Origin of the sequence: Variovorax ureilyticus, from assembly GCF_037889935.1 — a bacterium.
Lineage (GTDB): Bacteria > Pseudomonadota > Gammaproteobacteria > Burkholderiales > Burkholderiaceae_C > Variovorax > Variovorax ureilyticus.
Genome location: NZ_JBBKZU010000015.1, coordinates 142,995 through 158,489, shown reverse-complemented (window position 1 = coordinate 158,489; position 15,495 = coordinate 142,995). Strand labels below are relative to the sequence as shown.

At 63.8% G+C, this 15,495-nt stretch carries 18 protein-coding genes; 2 read left to right on the top strand and 16 right to left on the bottom strand.

The window, feature by feature from the left end; translation table 11 throughout:
• Positions 1-397 (top strand): hypothetical protein (locus tag WKW77_RS27885; protein WP_340360147.1); only part of this gene is annotated, 397 nt, incomplete at its 5' end.
• Between the two features lie 85 nt (positions 398-482).
• Here the strand turns inward: WKW77_RS27885 and WKW77_RS27880 are convergent.
• The 10 genes from WKW77_RS27880 to WKW77_RS27835 all read right to left on the bottom strand — a co-directional run bounded on the left by WKW77_RS27880 (position 483) and on the right by WKW77_RS27835 (position 9,872).
• Entirely contained in the window at positions 483-1,631 is a 1,149-nt protein-coding gene (locus tag WKW77_RS27880) for a zinc-binding dehydrogenase (protein ID WP_340360146.1), read from the bottom strand.
• 90 nt (positions 1,632-1,721) lie between these two features.
• On the bottom strand, positions 1,722-2,669 hold the full coding sequence (locus tag WKW77_RS27875; protein ID WP_340360145.1) for an NmrA family NAD(P)-binding protein: 948 nt from the start codon (positions 2,667-2,669) through the stop codon (positions 1,722-1,724).
• 22 nt (positions 2,670-2,691) lie between these two features.
• Entirely contained in the window at positions 2,692-2,883 is a 192-nt protein-coding gene (locus tag WKW77_RS27870) for a hypothetical protein (protein ID WP_340360144.1), read from the bottom strand.
• Complete coding sequence (locus WKW77_RS27865; protein ID WP_340360143.1) at positions 2,810-6,271, bottom strand: indolepyruvate ferredoxin oxidoreductase family protein; 3,462 nt, start codon at positions 6,269-6,271, stop codon at positions 2,810-2,812. The genes WKW77_RS27870 and WKW77_RS27865 overlap by 74 nt, the downstream gene beginning before the upstream one ends.
• Positions 6,272-6,557: 286 nt before the next feature.
• Positions 6,558-6,851 (bottom strand): DUF1330 domain-containing protein, encoded by a 294-nt coding sequence (locus WKW77_RS27860; RefSeq protein ID WP_340360142.1) that lies wholly within the window; start codon positions 6,849-6,851, stop codon positions 6,558-6,560.
• A gap of 636 nt (positions 6,852-7,487) precedes the next feature.
• Positions 7,488-7,865 carry a RidA family protein gene (locus tag WKW77_RS27855; RefSeq protein ID WP_340360153.1) on the bottom strand — a complete coding sequence of 126 codons (378 nt, stop codon included), beginning with the start codon at positions 7,863-7,865 and terminating at the stop codon, positions 7,488-7,490.
• 140 nt (positions 7,866-8,005) lie between these two features.
• Complete coding sequence (locus WKW77_RS27850; protein WP_340360141.1) at positions 8,006-8,308, bottom strand: hypothetical protein; 303 nt, start codon at positions 8,306-8,308, stop codon at positions 8,006-8,008.
• Positions 8,305-8,670 carry a hypothetical protein gene (locus WKW77_RS27845; RefSeq protein ID WP_340360140.1) on the bottom strand — a complete coding sequence of 122 codons (366 nt, stop codon included), beginning with the start codon at positions 8,668-8,670 and terminating at the stop codon, positions 8,305-8,307. The genes WKW77_RS27850 and WKW77_RS27845 overlap by 4 nt, the downstream gene beginning before the upstream one ends.
• Before the next feature lie 213 nt (positions 8,671-8,883).
• Positions 8,884-9,402, bottom strand: coding sequence for a hypothetical protein (locus WKW77_RS27840; RefSeq protein ID WP_340360139.1), 519 nt, complete (start codon positions 9,400-9,402; stop codon positions 8,884-8,886).
• Positions 9,403-9,500: 98 nt separating this feature from the next.
• Positions 9,501-9,872 carry a DUF2493 domain-containing protein gene (locus tag WKW77_RS27835; protein ID WP_340360138.1) on the bottom strand — a complete coding sequence of 124 codons (372 nt, stop codon included), beginning with the start codon at positions 9,870-9,872 and terminating at the stop codon, positions 9,501-9,503.
• Positions 9,873-10,529: 657 nt separating this feature from the next.
• Between WKW77_RS27835 and WKW77_RS27830 the strand changes: the two genes are divergently transcribed.
• The gene (locus WKW77_RS27830) at positions 10,530-11,669 is read left to right on the top strand and encodes a fatty acid desaturase (RefSeq protein WP_340360137.1); all 1,140 of its coding nucleotides are present in this window, start codon (positions 10,530-10,532) and stop codon (positions 11,667-11,669) included.
• Between the two features lie 163 nt (positions 11,670-11,832).
• Here the strand turns inward: WKW77_RS27830 and WKW77_RS27825 are convergent, their stop codons facing one another.
• From WKW77_RS27825 to WKW77_RS27805, 6 genes are all read right to left on the bottom strand, one after another.
• Positions 11,833-12,237: a DoxX family protein gene (locus WKW77_RS27825; RefSeq protein ID WP_340360136.1), complete on the bottom strand. Its 405-nt coding sequence runs from the start codon at positions 12,235-12,237 to the stop codon at positions 11,833-11,835.
• Positions 12,238-12,614: 377 nt separating this feature from the next.
• Positions 12,615-12,938, bottom strand: coding sequence for a hypothetical protein (locus WKW77_RS27820; protein ID WP_340360135.1), 324 nt, complete (start codon positions 12,936-12,938; stop codon positions 12,615-12,617).
• 59 nt (positions 12,939-12,997) lie between these two features.
• Positions 12,998-13,330 carry a transposase gene (locus tag WKW77_RS35085; protein ID WP_422823283.1) on the bottom strand — a complete coding sequence of 111 codons (333 nt, stop codon included), beginning with the start codon at positions 13,328-13,330 and terminating at the stop codon, positions 12,998-13,000.
• Between the two features lie 220 nt (positions 13,331-13,550).
• Entirely contained in the window at positions 13,551-14,012 is a 462-nt protein-coding gene (locus WKW77_RS27815; RefSeq protein ID WP_340360134.1) for a methyltransferase family protein, read from the bottom strand.
• A 35-nt stretch (positions 14,013-14,047) separates the two neighbouring features.
• Complete coding sequence (locus WKW77_RS27810) at positions 14,048-15,325, bottom strand: MFS transporter (RefSeq protein WP_340360133.1); 1,278 nt, start codon at positions 15,323-15,325, stop codon at positions 14,048-14,050.
• Positions 15,326-15,332: 7 nt separating this feature from the next.
• On the bottom strand, positions 15,333-15,494 hold the full coding sequence (locus WKW77_RS27805; RefSeq protein ID WP_340360132.1) for a hypothetical protein: 162 nt from the start codon (positions 15,492-15,494) through the stop codon (positions 15,333-15,335).
• Between the last annotated feature and the right edge of the window lies 1 nt (position 15,495).

Genomic DNA, 15,495 nt, shown 5'->3' with positions numbered 1-15,495 from the left:
TCACCCGCACCGATCTCAATGCCTTGATCGCACGCATGCGCGATCGATGGGCGCAGAGCCTGAAGCTGGCCGCTTGAAGAATACGTGTGCGAACTTCCGAAACGGAGTACTAAGGTGTGCCACCATGTCGGTGGGCATGGTGTTGCGAGGCAGCCTCGAACAGCCTGCGCAGTGCCGGGTCAGCGCTGCAATGTGCAGCCTGTCGGCAATACTTCCAAGCAAAGGCAGGTACCCGCGCTCCTACATCGACCGCTATGCTCAGTCGGATGACCGCCAAATCGGGGTGGTCGTAGAAGATGCTGCGCTCAAGAAACCCCAGGGCAGCACTTTCATTCGGAAGCCGACCGTCAACGCGCTTCATTTGATAAATCCACTCCGAGCGATCGAAAGCGTCTGAGCATCCGCTTGCCGAGCTTTAGTGAGCTTGACTGCTAGCCATGAAAGTGAACACCCGGCCCGCCTCGCTATTTCCGATGGTTCGATTAGCAGTCTTTCCACGGTTCGATCAAGAATTTCCTTCCCGTCGCGGGACGTGCGCAGATGTTGAGAACTTCGGGTGAGATGAACTCCGCCAGCGAAACACATCGCGCGTATCGGCTCGCAAACGTGGTCGTGATTTCTGCAGCAACCCGGGCTTTGAGCCGTTCAAGGGTTTGCTGTGGTGTCACCTTGAGATACCGAAGAAGAAGCCAGCCGCCAGCTGCCCATGCCATGCCAACGTCGCGCGGTATCTCGATTGGGCGAGGATCAAGAGCGCCGTAGACATACAGCTGCTTGAGGACGTCGGAGCCGTAGCGGGAGACCGCCTGGCCGGGACGGCGATTGATGGCCGCTTCCATGCAACTCAAGATCTGCCCCCCGCTGCCTCCACCTATGGGGTCGAGGACAAGCGTTGCTCCCGTGGCCGCAATGGCGTCGGTCAGTTGTTCTCTGAAATCGTCAGAACTTGAATTGCACACGAAGCGTGCACCCTGCTCGCGCAAGAGTTCCGCCTGCTGTTCCGATCGAACGACGTTGACGAGTGGGATATCGTCGGCAAGACAGAGCCGAAGCAGGATCTGCCCGAGATTTGACGCAGCAGCGGTTTGGACAATCGCTGTGTGGCCCTCACTGCGAGCTGTTTCAATCATCCCTAACGCAGTCAGGGGGTTGACGAAGCAAGAGGCAGCCTGTGCAGCAGTAGTTCCCTCGGGAAGAACGAGGCATTCCGCTGCGGGTATACAGCGATAGCGAGCGTACATGCCGCCGGCCATCGCTGCGACCGTCCGCCCCATCAGAGACTGCGCAGCATGTGAACTTCCCGCCGCCACCACAGTACCTGCACCTTCGAGACCGACCGGCGTCGAAGCAGCCCTGCGCGATTCCATCGCCTTCAATGATTCCGCGGGCACAGGCGCTACAAGTTCCGGTCCACCAGCGCCGTCAGCAATCCACGCCCGACTGAGGTCCGCGGCGCCAAGCATAAGACCAATGTCGGACGGGTTAATCGGAGTGGCTTCGACGCGAACAAGTACTTCTTCGGGCCTCAGAGCTGGAACCGGCTCTTTGACAAGAGAGAGCACAACCTTTCCATCAGGAGTAATGACAGAGCGGAGTTGAAGTGACGTAGCGTCCGGAATTTGATCCTGCATGTTGAATCCCCAGTTAAATAGTGGCATGGCCAGCTCGGTCGGAAGAGCAACCACGAGCGCCTATATGCCGAAACCCGGTCCATGTCCTTGCTAAGGCGTCAGGCCCCCCCGGGCGCACCACGTGTTGAAGGACTCGGGCTCGTGTGGGTTGGCGAGGGACGCCAGGTAGTGCGGCTTCCAAGTGTTGCGGAGGAAGCTCTCCATCGTGGTGGGCAGCGGCCGGCGCTCGCCATGGAAGCGCACACGACGGTCGTTCAGCGCGGCATACGTCTGGTTGTCGTAGAGCCACCTCGCCGGGATGCCGAACCCCTGCAGGAACTCGGCCTCGACCTCCTTGCGGTTCCTGTCGATGAACCGGTATTCCACCGCGCGCCCGAACTCGCGGCTGATCGTTGCCGCCACCTCCGGTATGGTGAGGTCTTGCGAACCGACCTCTCGGACGATGCGCTTGTCCCCCGTGGGATGATTCAGTTCACGGGCCGCGAGGTCGGCGATGTCATGCGTGGCGACCCAGGGCATCCTTACGTCGGGATCCAGGAAATAGGCGATGCGTCCATGCTTTGCGATGCCGTCCGTCCAGGCCAGCAGGTTCTCCATGAACCAGCCGGCACGCAAGTGCACCAGGTCGATGTTCTCGAGCTCGTTCAGCTTCTGATCGAGCTGGTGGAAGCTGGCGAAGTGGCCGGTGTCACCCTTCACTTCAGAGCCGATGGCCGTCAAGCTCACGGCCAGCCGGACCGGCGAATCGCGCAGCGCATCGACGAAGCGGCGTGCGACCGCCGGATAGTGCCCGTGGAGGTCGTTGATCCAGTCGGTCTTGACCATCAGGAAGGCGGCATCCGCGCCTTGGAAGAACTTGCCGAGTTCTCCTGCGCCCGTGTCGAAGCTTCCCAAGAATGGCTCCGCACCGGCCTGCACCAATGCGTCGAGGGACGGACCGCCCCGCGAGAGGGCCCTGACCTGGTGGCCCGCACGCAGCAGCTTTTGCGTGAGTGGGGCACCGATTCTTCCGGTCGCTCCCACGACGGCGATTTTCATGTTGTTTCTCCAGAGGATGCGGTCAAAACGGCCGCCGCTGCGCCGCCCATTCGACGCCGCGCTTCACCAGATCCTGGAACACCGGCAGGTCCCAGGAGCCGCGATAGTCAGGCTGATCGGGCACGTGCGGGAAGGCCTTGTCATAGGGCCGATTGGCGTGGCCGAGCGCGAGATAGAGCACGCCGCCGGCGCCGACCGCGCGGCGGTAGAGCATCGGGCGATCGGCTTCCTCGAGCTGGATGCCACCGAACGCTTCGCCGCCCCAGCGCGTGTGGAGCAGCACGTCGAGGTCCTTGGTGACATCCTCGATGCAATAGAGCTCGTCGGGCACTTCGAAGTCGCCGATGCCTTCGAGCAGAGGCTCTTCCGGCCGCGTCACCTTGACCGGGAAGGTCATGTATTTCGGGCGCAACCCCTTCAGACGCGCCAGCAGCGGGAAGAGGTACGCAATCCATGGGCCGAACTCGCGCTTGCGCAGGTGGCCCTGCGGATCGCGGGCCGGGCAGCAGCGGCGGTGCCAGGTTGAAAGTGAGACGCCAGTCGCCTTCGAACGCTGCGTCGAGTTGTTGGCGGAACTTCGGGTCGGCGTACAGCCGCGCGACCTCGTACTCGTCCTTGTACGCGAGAAGCTTCGCGTAGGAATGGGCCACGCTTTCCGTGAGACGCTGGCCGTTTCCGAGCGCCGACTCGGCCTGCGCGACACGCTTCACGAACTCGCGGTAGCGGGCCGCGAGCGCAGAAGACTGGTAGGCCGTCAGGTGGGCCGCACGTTGCTCGACCAGTTGCTCCAGGGTCTGCTTGCGGCGCGGCACGAACTGGATCACCTGCGCCGGCCGCGCGGCCGCCTGCACCGAGGGCAGGTCCGCGGCAGCCGCGCGTCCCCACCGAAAGGCCTGACGGTTCATCTCGACGGCCACTGCATTCAGCTCGATCGCGCGCTCGATCGAGGCCGCCGCCAGCGGGATCAGTCCTTTCTGCCACGCGAATCCCAGCAGGAACGCGTTGGCGGCGATTGCGTCCCCGAGCAGGGCCGTTGCAAGCGACGCGGCCGGTAGGCTGGCGACATGATCTTTCCCCACGACCTGCGCGACGGCGTCCAGCAGCTGGTCGCCGGGAAAGCTCCATTCGGCGTCGCGCGTGAACGCGCCGGTCGGCGGCGAGTCGGTGTTCACGACGACGCGGGTGTGGCCTTGCCGCAGCCGGGCGAGCACGTCGCTGCCGGCCGTCACCAACAGGTCGCAGCCGATCACCGCGTCGGCTGACGCGACAGCGAGCTTGGGCGCGTGCAGGAGGTCGCGCGAGGGCGCGATCTGCACGTGGCTTGTGACGGCGCCGCCCTTCTGCGCCATGCCCGTCATGTCCATCACATTCGCGGCCTTGCCTTCCAGGTGCGCGGCCATGCCGAGCAGTTGCCCGATGGTGATGACGCCGGTCCCGCCCACGCCGGTCACGAGCAAGCCATAACGTGCCGCGATTGCGGGCACTTGCGTGTCCGGCAACGCGGGCATCGGCTTGCCACCGCCATCGCCGGGACCGGCGAGTGCCTTGCGCGGCTTGCCGCCGGTCACCGTCACGAAGCTCGGGCAGAAGCCCTGCACGCACGACAGGTCCTGGTTACAGGAGGACTGGTTGATGCGGCGCTTGCGGCCGAACTCGGTCTCCAGCGGCTCGATCGACACGCAGTTGGACTGCACGCCGCAATCACCGCAGCCTTCGCATACCCCGGAGTGGATGAAGGTACGCCGCTGCTCCTGCGGCATCGCGGCCTTCTTGCGGCGGCGGCGCTTCTCGGCCGCGCAGGTCTGGTCGAAGATGAGCGCGGTCACCTCCGGGATCTCGCGCAGGCGCCGCTGCACGAGGTCGAGCTCGGTGCGCGGATGCACCTGCACGCCGGCAGGGAAGAAGCCCGGCGGGTACTTGGCCGGATCGTCCGTGACCACCACCACCTCGCGCACGCCTTCGGCCAGCACCTGCCGCGCGATCGAAGCCGGCGTGAGGCGGCCGTCGTGCTCCTGGCCGCCAGTCATGGCGACGGCGTCGTTGAACAGGATCTTGTAGGTGATGGCCGTGCCGGCGGCGACGGCCTGGCGGATCGCGAGATGGCCGGAGTGAAAGTACGTGCCGTCGCCCAGGTTCTGGAACACGTGGCCGTCGCTCACGTAGCGAGACTGGCCGACCCAGTTCGCGCCCTCGCCGCCCATCTGCGTGAAGGTCTCGGTCTCGCGGTCCATCCACTGCGCCATGTAGTGGCAGCCGATGCCCGCGAGCGCGCGCGAGCCGTCCGGCACTTTGGTCGAGGTGTTGTGCGGGCAGCCCGAACAGAAATAGGGCGTTCGCTGCTCTAAGGGCTTGTGCACCTCGGCAGCGAGCATCGCCTCGTCGATGGCGGCGATGCGACGGGTGGCGAGTGGCCCTGCGAGACCGAGCCACTTCGCGATCACGCGGGCCACGATCGCGGGATCGATTTCGCCCGCGGCGGACAGCAGAGGCTGACCGTCGGCGCCGACCTTGCCGATCACGCGCGGCGCGGCAGGCCGCCCGTATAGCGCCTGCTTGGCCTGGCTCTCCAGCAGGTCGCGCTTCTCCTCGACGACCAGCAGCTCTTCGCAGCCCTGCGCGAACGCCACGAGCCCTTCCGGTTCCAGCGGCCAGGGCATCGTCACCTGGTAGACCTTCAGGCCGAGCTCGCGCGCGGCCGCGGCGTCGATACCGAGGTCCTCCAGAGCCTGCATCACGTCGAGCCACGACTTGCCGGAGGTGACGATGCCGCGGCGCGCGCCCGGCGATTCGAAGTGCGCGCGATCGAGTCGGTTCGCGCGCGCATAGGCCAGGGCCGCCGGCAGCTTGTGCTGCATGAGCCGCTGCTCCATCGCAACGAAACCCTCCTCGGGCCAGCGGATGTTCAGTCCTCCCGGCGGCAAGTCGATCCCCTGTGGCAGCACCGGACGGATCCTGTCGGGCGACACATCGACGATGCCGGTGCTCTCCACGCAATCTGTGACGCACTTGATGCCGACCCACAGGCCGGTGAAGCGGGACATCGCGAAGCCATGCAGGCCAAGGTCGATGAAGTCCTGCAGGGTGGCCGGCGCGAGCACGGGCATGCCCACCGCCTGGAACAGGTGGTCGGTCTGCGCCGCCATCGTCGAGGACTTGGCGCTGTGGTCGTCGCCCGCCAGTGCAAGCACCCCGCCGTGCGCGGAGGTGCCGGCTTGGTTGGCGTGCCGGAACACATCCGCGCTGCGGTCCACGCCCGGGCCCTTGCCGTACCAGATTCCGAAGACACCGTCGTACTTCGCTCCAGGCCGCAGATTCGCCTGCTGCGTGCCCCACACGGCCGTCGCCGCCAGCTCCTCGTTGACGCCCGGCACGAAGCTGACGTGGTGGCGGTCCAGGTGCTGCTTCGCCTTCTGGAGCGCCTGGTCGTAGCCGCCCAGCGGCGAGCCGCGGTAGCCGCTGATGAAGCCGGCTGTGTTGAGGCCTGCCGCGGCATCGCGTTCACGCTGCAGCATCGACAGGCGCACCAGCGCATGCGTGCCACTCATGTAGGCCATGCCCGAGGCGGCCGTGTACTTGTCGTCGAGGCTGATCGTGGTGTTCATCTTTGAAGGCTCACATGGAGGGAGGCGGGGGGCGCCGGACGAAGTGGCCGCAGCCGCGCATCGAAGGCGTCGAGCGTAGGCCCCGGGACGGATCCGCGTTCGTCGGCGGTCCCGTGCAGCGCGTCCTCGCCACGCGCAACGAGCGTCACTGAGACGCCTTCCCGCGACAGGGCCAGTCCGCAGGCGCGCCCGAGCCCCTTGCCTGCTTCGGGCACCATAGCCCTCTCGCCTTGCAGTCCCCGGTCCACGGGCTGGTGGCCTGGGTGTGATCGGATGCCAATGGGCTTCAAGGAGTAAAGCCTTCCACGAACACGACTTCCGAGCGCGCGCCCTCGCGTCGGCCTCGGACGATCGCCTGGTACTCAGGAGACCGATACCAAGCTTGCAAATCTTCCATCGAAGGGAATTCGATGACGACGAGCCTCGCGGGCTGCCAGGACCCTTCGGCGACTTCGGTGGCGCCGCCACGGACAAGGAACCGTCCGCCGAACTTCGGCAACGTCCCGGCCGTATGACGTCGATAGGAATCGTAGATGTCAGGCGTGTGGACTTCGATATTCGCGATGCAGTAGGCGGGCATGGTGTCTCGGTGCAAATGCCCGGGAGCATATGAGCCGTCGTCGTCGGCGCGGAAATGCCGCCTCGGCATGACGGCGATGCCGCCTCGTTTGCCTACCGCGGCATGTCCGTCATCCCGCGACAGCATTTCCCTGGAATGCGAGGTCCTTTCTCTGCCCCGTTCGCCCGCAACCACCTAAACCAGCTTCATGCGCTTGGGATCCAGCTTCACGAGTTGGCGGACGCGTTCCTCGTAGCGATCCGGGGACTCGGATCGCGCAATTGCGGTACTTCCATGGCTCGCGGCTTCGGCAAGTTCCGACCCTGCCGGAGGTGAAGGGTGAGCTGGTTTCCCGTGGCTACGACATTGTTGCCGGCTCGCCGGACGACCAGTAGTGCTCCGAGCACGGACTTCTGCTCGTGGCCGACACGCCACCTCTGCACAAGCCTTTCATGGTGTCATGACTTGCTGAACCCCGCGCGCGGCGGGGTGGCGCTCGAAGCACGCAGCAGCAGGTGCGGAATGTCGAGTCCCGCTGCATGGGCGAGCTTCAAGTTCACCACCAGCTCGAGCCTGGTTGGGCGCTCTATCGGTGCTTCCGCAGGGGCGCCATTGAGAATCAGAGCGACGAAATTCGCCGCGCGCGAAGAAGTGGATTCATGGCTTGTAGGCAATGACTTCAATCTCCACCTTGCTGCCGGCCACATTCTTTGCTTGGAGTGTCGACCGCGACGGCTTGTGGTCACGGAAGAACTCACCGTAGACGCGATTGAATGCATTGAAATCGAGAGCGTCGTCGAGCCAGACGTTTGTCTTCACGACGTCCTCGAGCGTGCAACCCGCCACCGCAAGCGCCTGAACGACGTTCTTCAAAGTCTGACGCGCGTGAGCCTCTATGCCTCCTGGGACGATGCGTCCGTCTTCGTCACGAGCCACCTGGCCGCCCACGAAGACGAAGTCACCGGCTTTTGTCGCCAGAGAACGGGGCAGGTTTCGCGTAGCCGGATTGGTCTCTGCAAAGCATTCGATCGTCATTTTCAGCACCCTCACGAAGAAGAACATTGAGCCCGCATGATCTCAAGTGACCGGGCGGGCCCCCCAAGCGCAAAAGAACCTTTGCCGCCCCTCCTTTCGCTTGGCCTGCCAGGCAGCCCACCTTCCGCTTCTGGACGCGCTCAGCGCTGGGGGCTGAGAATCCAGCCAGCGATTTGAGTGACAACTTCGAGATCGAGCCCATTGAAGCCGTGATACGCCAAGGCTTCGCACGGATCGCCTCTGTTCTCCCCGCCCTTGAATACCAACAGTTCCTTCCTCGGCGAGTTGTCGAGCTTCGCCATCAGTGCCGGCACGTTGGCGAACGCGCAGAGCGGACAACCATCCTGCTCGTGATGCACGACCAGAACAGGGATCCGAATCTTGCCAAGCGGCATCGCCGGAACGGGGCGCCCTTTTTCATCCACAAGAATGGTCGAGCTCAACACGATGCCGTCCGGTCCCTCAGGGCCTGAAAGCTCGGTGGCCACGTATGCGGCCGCGGGCTCTGGCGGTCGGATGGCGCATCGACGACGGCGACCATGAGCCCCTGATCTGCGAACAGTTGCCGCGTGCGAACGAGGAAGTTCCCTTCGCCCCACTTGAGCGAACCATTGGGGAAGATCTGCAGGCCCCCGTGTCCGCCCGCGAACAGGATCACGGAAGCCTTCGGCGTCGGCGGAGACAGCACGAGCATTCGCTGCGTCACGCCGGGGCGGGTAGGGATGTCCACGACGCGCTGCGTGGTCTGCGCGAGGACTTGCGTGGCCAGTGCAGCAAGGAGAAAGCCTGCGATCCAATGTTTCATGACGATCGGCCGAAATAATGCAAGCTTCCCCTGGTCACCAAGTTCTGGCCCGGTGCACTGTCACGCACCGGCGGCATGGCTTGTTGACCTCGACGCGCGCCCGTCCACTCGCGCCCTGAATTCCACCAGCTCCAAGGTGCGGCGCAGGGCCTGTCGAATTTGTTCGTGATCCTGGGACAGGAATGTCGTGGCGAAAGTTCGGCCGGCTGCACTTCAGATGCCTTTCTTGGCGGAGCCGGAGAGCAGACGGCGAACCTGTTGACCGAGTCTTGCCAGGCGACCTCTGACGGTGGCTGCGGCGGCTTTCCGACGTCGATGCATTTCGCGTTCGTCGCATAGAGCGGCGTTGAAGACCTCAAGGCTTTGGGGGTCGAGCTTCCACACCCCGCTAACCGTGAAATTTCCCCGACTTGAGGACTCCAGGTTGGGAATGATGTTGATTGGATCTGCGCCGATCCTTTGCAGGAGCCGGGCACGTTCTCTCGCGACTTTGAGGACATCGTCGCGCCTCTCAACGGGCGAACTCAAGCACACCCTGATCGTTTGCACTGCCGCAAACTGCTCAGTCAAGAAGGCAACTACCTCGACGAGGACAAGACTTCTCGTCGCCAGGCTAGGCCACATCGGGGTGGCTGAGGGCACGAAGCGATCGAGATGAACCGTGTGCCCACCGCGTGATGCCGTCACTGCCCCGATGGTCCCCACGTGCGTCTCGCGATCGTAGATGTGCATGGGCTCTCCGAGTCGGTAGGGAGCACCCCCAGGCCCGGTGATGTTGAGCGCGGCGGAGCTCGGCCGTTGCCCTTCAGCGAGTGGAGAGGGAATGCCGTTCAAGCAGCCCTCGACTGATCCGAGAGCTGCCACGTCTTCAGCACGGGCACGAGCGCTGCCGCAGCAATCGTGACCATGTGTGCGGTCGCGCGACCACCCTTGAAGGCAACGACGAGTTCCGGCCGACCCTCGCGCAGCATCTGAGCGTTTCTGATCGACACGGCACGGTGCTGATAGCGATCCCAGTCTGCGCGATACGTGGCGACCTCAATACCTCTTGCCAAAGCCCATCGGCGCGCGAGATTGTCTGCGCCGGTCGCGCCACCTTCGATCAGGAGCGTAAGGGGTCGGCGCGCATGAACGCGGTCAAGGACGCTGACGATGAATGCCCAGTCATCGTAGCGATGGCCACCACAGACAAGTACTCTCATGCTTATCCGTTAAAGCTTTCCACGAAGAAGGCCCAGGTCTGCATGCAGGCATGCCTGTCCATGACGTTCATGCGGTCCTTGCATCCTTTCTTCCTAATAGCGGAATCACCAAAAAGCAAACCCCGCCGAAGCGGGGTTGGGTGCATTTGCATTGTTGCTGATGATAGTCGCGATCTGAGGCGCCACAAGCACTTCGCGCATTCTGACGACACCAATCTCGAACGTTGGTGTGCAGGGCATTGAGCTTCGGTGGCGAATGAAATGGGTTCTGGCCGCGTCCAGACGGCGTAGCCCAGACTGCAACAGGCACGCACCTGCCGAATGTTTTGTCTGCGTCCGATGACTGCTTCGCAGACGTAACGGACCCATGAGCGGCCCGCAGAAAGTCTGCCTGCGCCCAACCTCGTGCCTCGGGCGTCGGTTTTCGATCCCTTCCTGCAGGAGGAGGCAAGTTCCCTCGTGCGACTGATCCCGGAAACAGCGAAGGCCGCCACTGGTCCGGCCACGGCGAAGCATGCCCCAGGGCCGCAGGTTGAACCAAAACTGCCTGCCGCGCAACTCAACTGGCGCATCGTGTCGAAGGGAAGTCTCGGACCAGGCACGTCCCGATGCGTCCACGTCACTCCTTGCACCTTCCACCCTCCCGCGACCCGCACCATGTCCGACCATCGCACCGACCCGCGCGCCCTCATGGCGCTTCGACTGCCGCGCGCCATGCAGCCGGTCCTCACCTGGCTGACCGGCCGCCCCGCGCCCGGCGAGCGCGTCCGCGTACGCGCCCCGTGGACCTTCCTGCTCGAGGCGCTCGCATGGACTGTGCTCGGGCAACTCGTTGGCGCCGTCGGCTTCGCGACGCATGGCCTGATATCGGCCGCCCTGATCGCGCTTTCGCTGGTATTGACGACTGCTGGCGTCAGCCTCTTCCAGATCGCCGTCTTCCACCGATGCGCACACGCTCAGCTCTTCGCCGACCGCCGACACAACCGGGATGTCGGCCGACTGGTCTCCGCGCTTCTGCTTTTCAAGCACTTCGATCGCTACCAGCAAGAGCACATGAGTCACCACAGCGTCCGCACGCTCCTCACCGAGGGCGACGAGTTCAACGACTTCGTGCTTGGCTTTTGCCGGCTCGAGCCGGGGATGCCCAAGCGGCAGCTTTGGCGCTGCGTGCTGACGAGCCTGGCGTCGCCACGCTTCCACACCCGCTTTCTGGTCCATCGGGCGCGGATGTCCTGGATGTCGGGTGACCGCCTGCATGACACGGTCGGCATCACCAGTTGGGCGCTTGGTGCGGCCGGCTGCGCGGCGGCCGGGTGGCTGATACCGTTCTTCGTGCTCTGGGTGCTGCCGCTCACGTTGCTGCTGCAGTTGGTCACGGTCGGCCGCATCCTCATCGAGCACCGCTTTCCCGATCCGTCGCACAGCGGCGATAGGGACAAGCTGTTTCAGTGTCGCGTCACGCTTGGCGTGTTTCCTGGCTCCGAGCCGCCGCCGCACGACGCCGCCACGCTACGTGGTCTCGTGTCGTGGGTCACCTGGTGGGCCGACATGCTTACTGTCCAGCTGCTGGTGCGCGTCGTTGTGCTGGTCGCGGACACGCCGTGCCACGACTTCCATCACCGTCGCCCCTCTTCGCCGCGCTGGACCGAATACGCGCACGCGAGGCAGGACGACCTCGACGCCGGTTGCCCAGGCTATCCAATCAACTATGGCGAGACGTGGGGACTGATCCGTGCGATCGACGAAAACTTGGCGGCGTTGTCGAGCCTGCCGCGCGACGCGAGCGCTGGACGATGAGCGGCGCCGGACCAAGCCGCAGCCGACGGCTCGTGCAGCGTGCTGTGGTCGCCGTTTCGGTTGTGGCTCCTCTTGGCTCAATGTTCGCTTATGGCGTCACAAACGAAGTACCGCTCATGGCCGTCCGTAGCCCTCGACATTGCGGACACCGTCGCGCATCCGCTCAGTTGAGCTTGTTGTCGCTCCCGCCCAGGCTGAAGGGGCCGGCGCCGAGCAACGCCACTGCTATCGCGGCCACCAGGAGCAGGCCCTCCAGTTCCATTCCCCAGCCCCCGGTCTTGCTGATAACGAACATGTCCTTATGGCGAACTAGGCCAATCGCCGCGATCATGTTGATTGCGACGATTGACGCTGCCGCTCGCGAATACAGGCCAAGGACAAGCAACAGCGGCGCCACGATCTCGCCAACGTAGACCAAATAAGCAAGCGCAGGCGGTAGTCCGTGGGATGTGAGCAGGCCGGATATGTACCCGAGGCCCCCGCTCAGCTTGCTGATTCCATGCACGAGGACGATGAGGCCAAGGCCAAGGCGAAGGACGAGTTTGCCGGCGTCTTCGGATCTCAACATGAGGAGCTCCTTCAGATAGCGAAGACGTTGATTGTCGCGCTCCCCTTTTCTCGGTCGAAAGTATTCGTCGACAGAAGCACGCGACCAGGAGGAGTACCTCTTCCGCCGTCGCGGCCTCGATGACTGAGAAGCCCGCGAGCGGTAGCGCGTGTTGCGCGTACGGCGTGTCGGTCAATCGAGTATTGCCGTCCCAGTTCGTGACGGTGTTGACGTCGGGTCGGCCAGCGCTCAACCACTCGCCAGAGCGAGCCCTGCGCTGATTGAAGGATTCGTGTGCCGCTACCAGACAAAGCTGCCGCATCCGTGAACGGCAACCCATCGCGGTGGACGATGGGGCCCAAGCGGTCCGCGAAGCGCTCCGAAGGTGTTCTCCCTCGCTAGCCACCGCTGCATGCAACCGGCGTGGCGCGCCCCACGGCCCACGCCATGCGGCCTTGCTCGATGATCAGCGTTTGACGTCCGTTGGAGAACGTGGTCCCCGACTTTCCGATTGCGGGAAGCTCGACGGCCGGCGCTCCGTCAACGGAGACCGAGGCGCTTTCTCCCATCAAGCGCACAGCCAAGCGTGTCCCATCGCAAACGTAGCTGCTGACTGGATAGGGATTGCCGACACCGATCGACGCACTGGGCGTCGGATGGCTGCAAGCTGTCAGCATCCAGATAACAAACACGCCGGCGCCTGAGCGCAAATAGTTTTGCATTGATCCGCCTTCGAGGGGGTCCCGAATTTCGACAGGATTGACCCTACTCTGTCGAGCAACTATCGTTCAGCCACGCAAATTGACGCGGTATTTGATTGAAGCGATCTTCTTCTTTTTTTTGGTTGCCCAAGACGGAATTTCTGCACTCTGGGCGCACCACACACAGCACCACTGGCCGCAGGCGCCGCGTCGCCCGTGCGCTTGAGGCCGCGGCCCGTGAGCCACTTGCGCACGACGTTGAGGTTCAGGCTGTGCGCGATGGCCACTGCAGAAATTGACGCGCCGGGCTGCCGGCACTCGGCGAGGATCCGTGCCTTGAACTCGGCACTGTGGACTCGGCGACTGGAGGTATTGAGATGAATAGGCGTCCGCCAAAAATAGGTGGACGCCATCCTCGGAGGGTGCCACTTGGTGCTGTGCCCAGAAGCCGGGAAGGTTCAGCATAGACGATGCCCTGCAGGAGGATCGCCTCGGGACTGAGCGACTCTGTCCGTCCGGCTAGGAAACTGAAATCTATCCTGAGTCAAACCACTGAAAAGTAGCTTGATCCGGGCGCCCTCTGCCTATGGGCCCTACGGAAATCTTCGCTGAGTTCCTACACCCCCGGACCCTTCAAAGCCACCGGCGAACCCGTGCCGTGTAACCTGCATACACCTCGCCGAATGCGGACAGGAGGGCTCTCTCCTCCGGTGCGATTTGGAAGCGGTTCATGTAGGCCATGAACACTACGGGCCCAGCCAGTGCCCACGGCGCGCAAAGAAACGCCGCCCAGGCGACGAGCACGAAGAGCAACCCGACGTACATCGGATTGCGAGTGACTCGGTAGATACCGCTTGTGACCAACGATGAGGCAGATTCTGGCTTCATCGGGTTCAGTGTAGTTTTGACCCGCCGGAAGGCCGAGATGCCCGCGGCGCTGAATGCACCGCCAACGAGCGCAATGGAAACTGCCACAGCAATACGCAGGGTGGCATCGACTTCGAAGGTGAGCGTGAGCCGAGAGACAGCCCACATCGCCAACGCGAGAACCAACGCCACGACTGGGGGTGGCACCTTCAATTCGAGTGCGTTCATGGAATGCTGGTCGCTTGAATGCCGCGCAGGCTACTTCAGTTTGCAGGGTTCAGTCGAGGATGCGTTTCCTCGCCACAGAGGTAGAGCACCGCACCTGACACGGCCATCGCGATGGAAACGAACCAGAAGGCACTCTCGAGCCTGCCACCCAGTTCGGCGGCCGCACCCAGTCCGAGCGCACCGATGCCGTAGCCCAGGTCGCGCCAGAACCGATAGATGCCAATGGCCGAAGCGCGCCAGCTCGGATGAGAGATATCCGCGACGGCGGCACTGAGGTTTGGATAGAGCATGGCCATCCCGAGACCGGAGACGGCCGCTGCGGCGCTCCACCACGCCGACCCCTCGCCAAGCGGCATCAGGGCGACGCCGGCGCCGCAAATCCACATGCCCCATGAATTGAGCAGGTGTCGGCCCAGTTGGTCTGACAACTTGCCGGTAAAGAGCTGCGCTGCCCCCCAGGTGAACCCGTACACACCCACAATCCAACCGATGCCCGGCAGGCTCATGCCGCGCTGATGCAGGTAGACAGGCCAGAAGGCCCATACCAGCGCATCGACGAATTTCTCGACCAGCCCGGCCTGGCAGAGGGCCGCCATGCGGCGGTCGCGCCAGCTCATGAGGGTGAACATCTCGCCGGTCGTAGGCGCAGAGCCCACGTTCGCCGGATAGCGAGGTCTCAAGGCCTGGGCCGTTGAACTGGCATGACGTTTGACCTCATCGCGGGCCCAGGGGAGCGTCTCCGCCACGGACAACCATGCGAGCAGAGTCGCCAACCCGATGACGACAGCACCGAACCAGAGCAATCCTTGGCGCGGTCCCAGCATCGAGGCAAGATAGCCAGTGACCACGCCAGCCACGGCCACGCCAACGTAACCGGAGAACTCGTTCAGCCCGATGACGAGGCCGCGCTGGTCCGCGCGGGTGAAGTCGAGCTTGGCCGTCTGTGTCATCGACCATGTCAGCCCTTGGTTGATGCCAAGCAGGACCGTGGCGAACACTACCCACGACCAGCTCGTCGCGAAGTAGACGATTGCGGGGATGGGCAGCGCCACGAGCCACCCCAGCATCAGCACCCGTTTGCGCCCCATCCGCTCGGCCATGCGCCCGGCGACGAAGTTCATGGCGCCCTTGACGAAGCCGAACGCCACGACGAAGGCCACCAGGAGCATGAAGGAGCCACGTGGCACGCCGAATTCGGTCTCGGCCAGGGCCGGAACGACGTTGCGCATCATCCCGATGGTCATGCCAACAAGTAGCACCTGCAGCAGCTGCTGAAGGAACTGGCCAAGGTTGACGCGGATGCCGAAGTGCATCGTCGGTTCAGGCGTGTTCGGGGACCGGCGCCACACCTCGCAAGTTGGCCTCGATAAACCAGTCCTCGTCGCCGGCCACGACGTCGACAGCAACGGCCATCCGCTTGCCGGCGCAGCCGAACAGGTAGGACAGCGTGGCATTGGCGGCGGGGCGTTGTCGGATGAACATG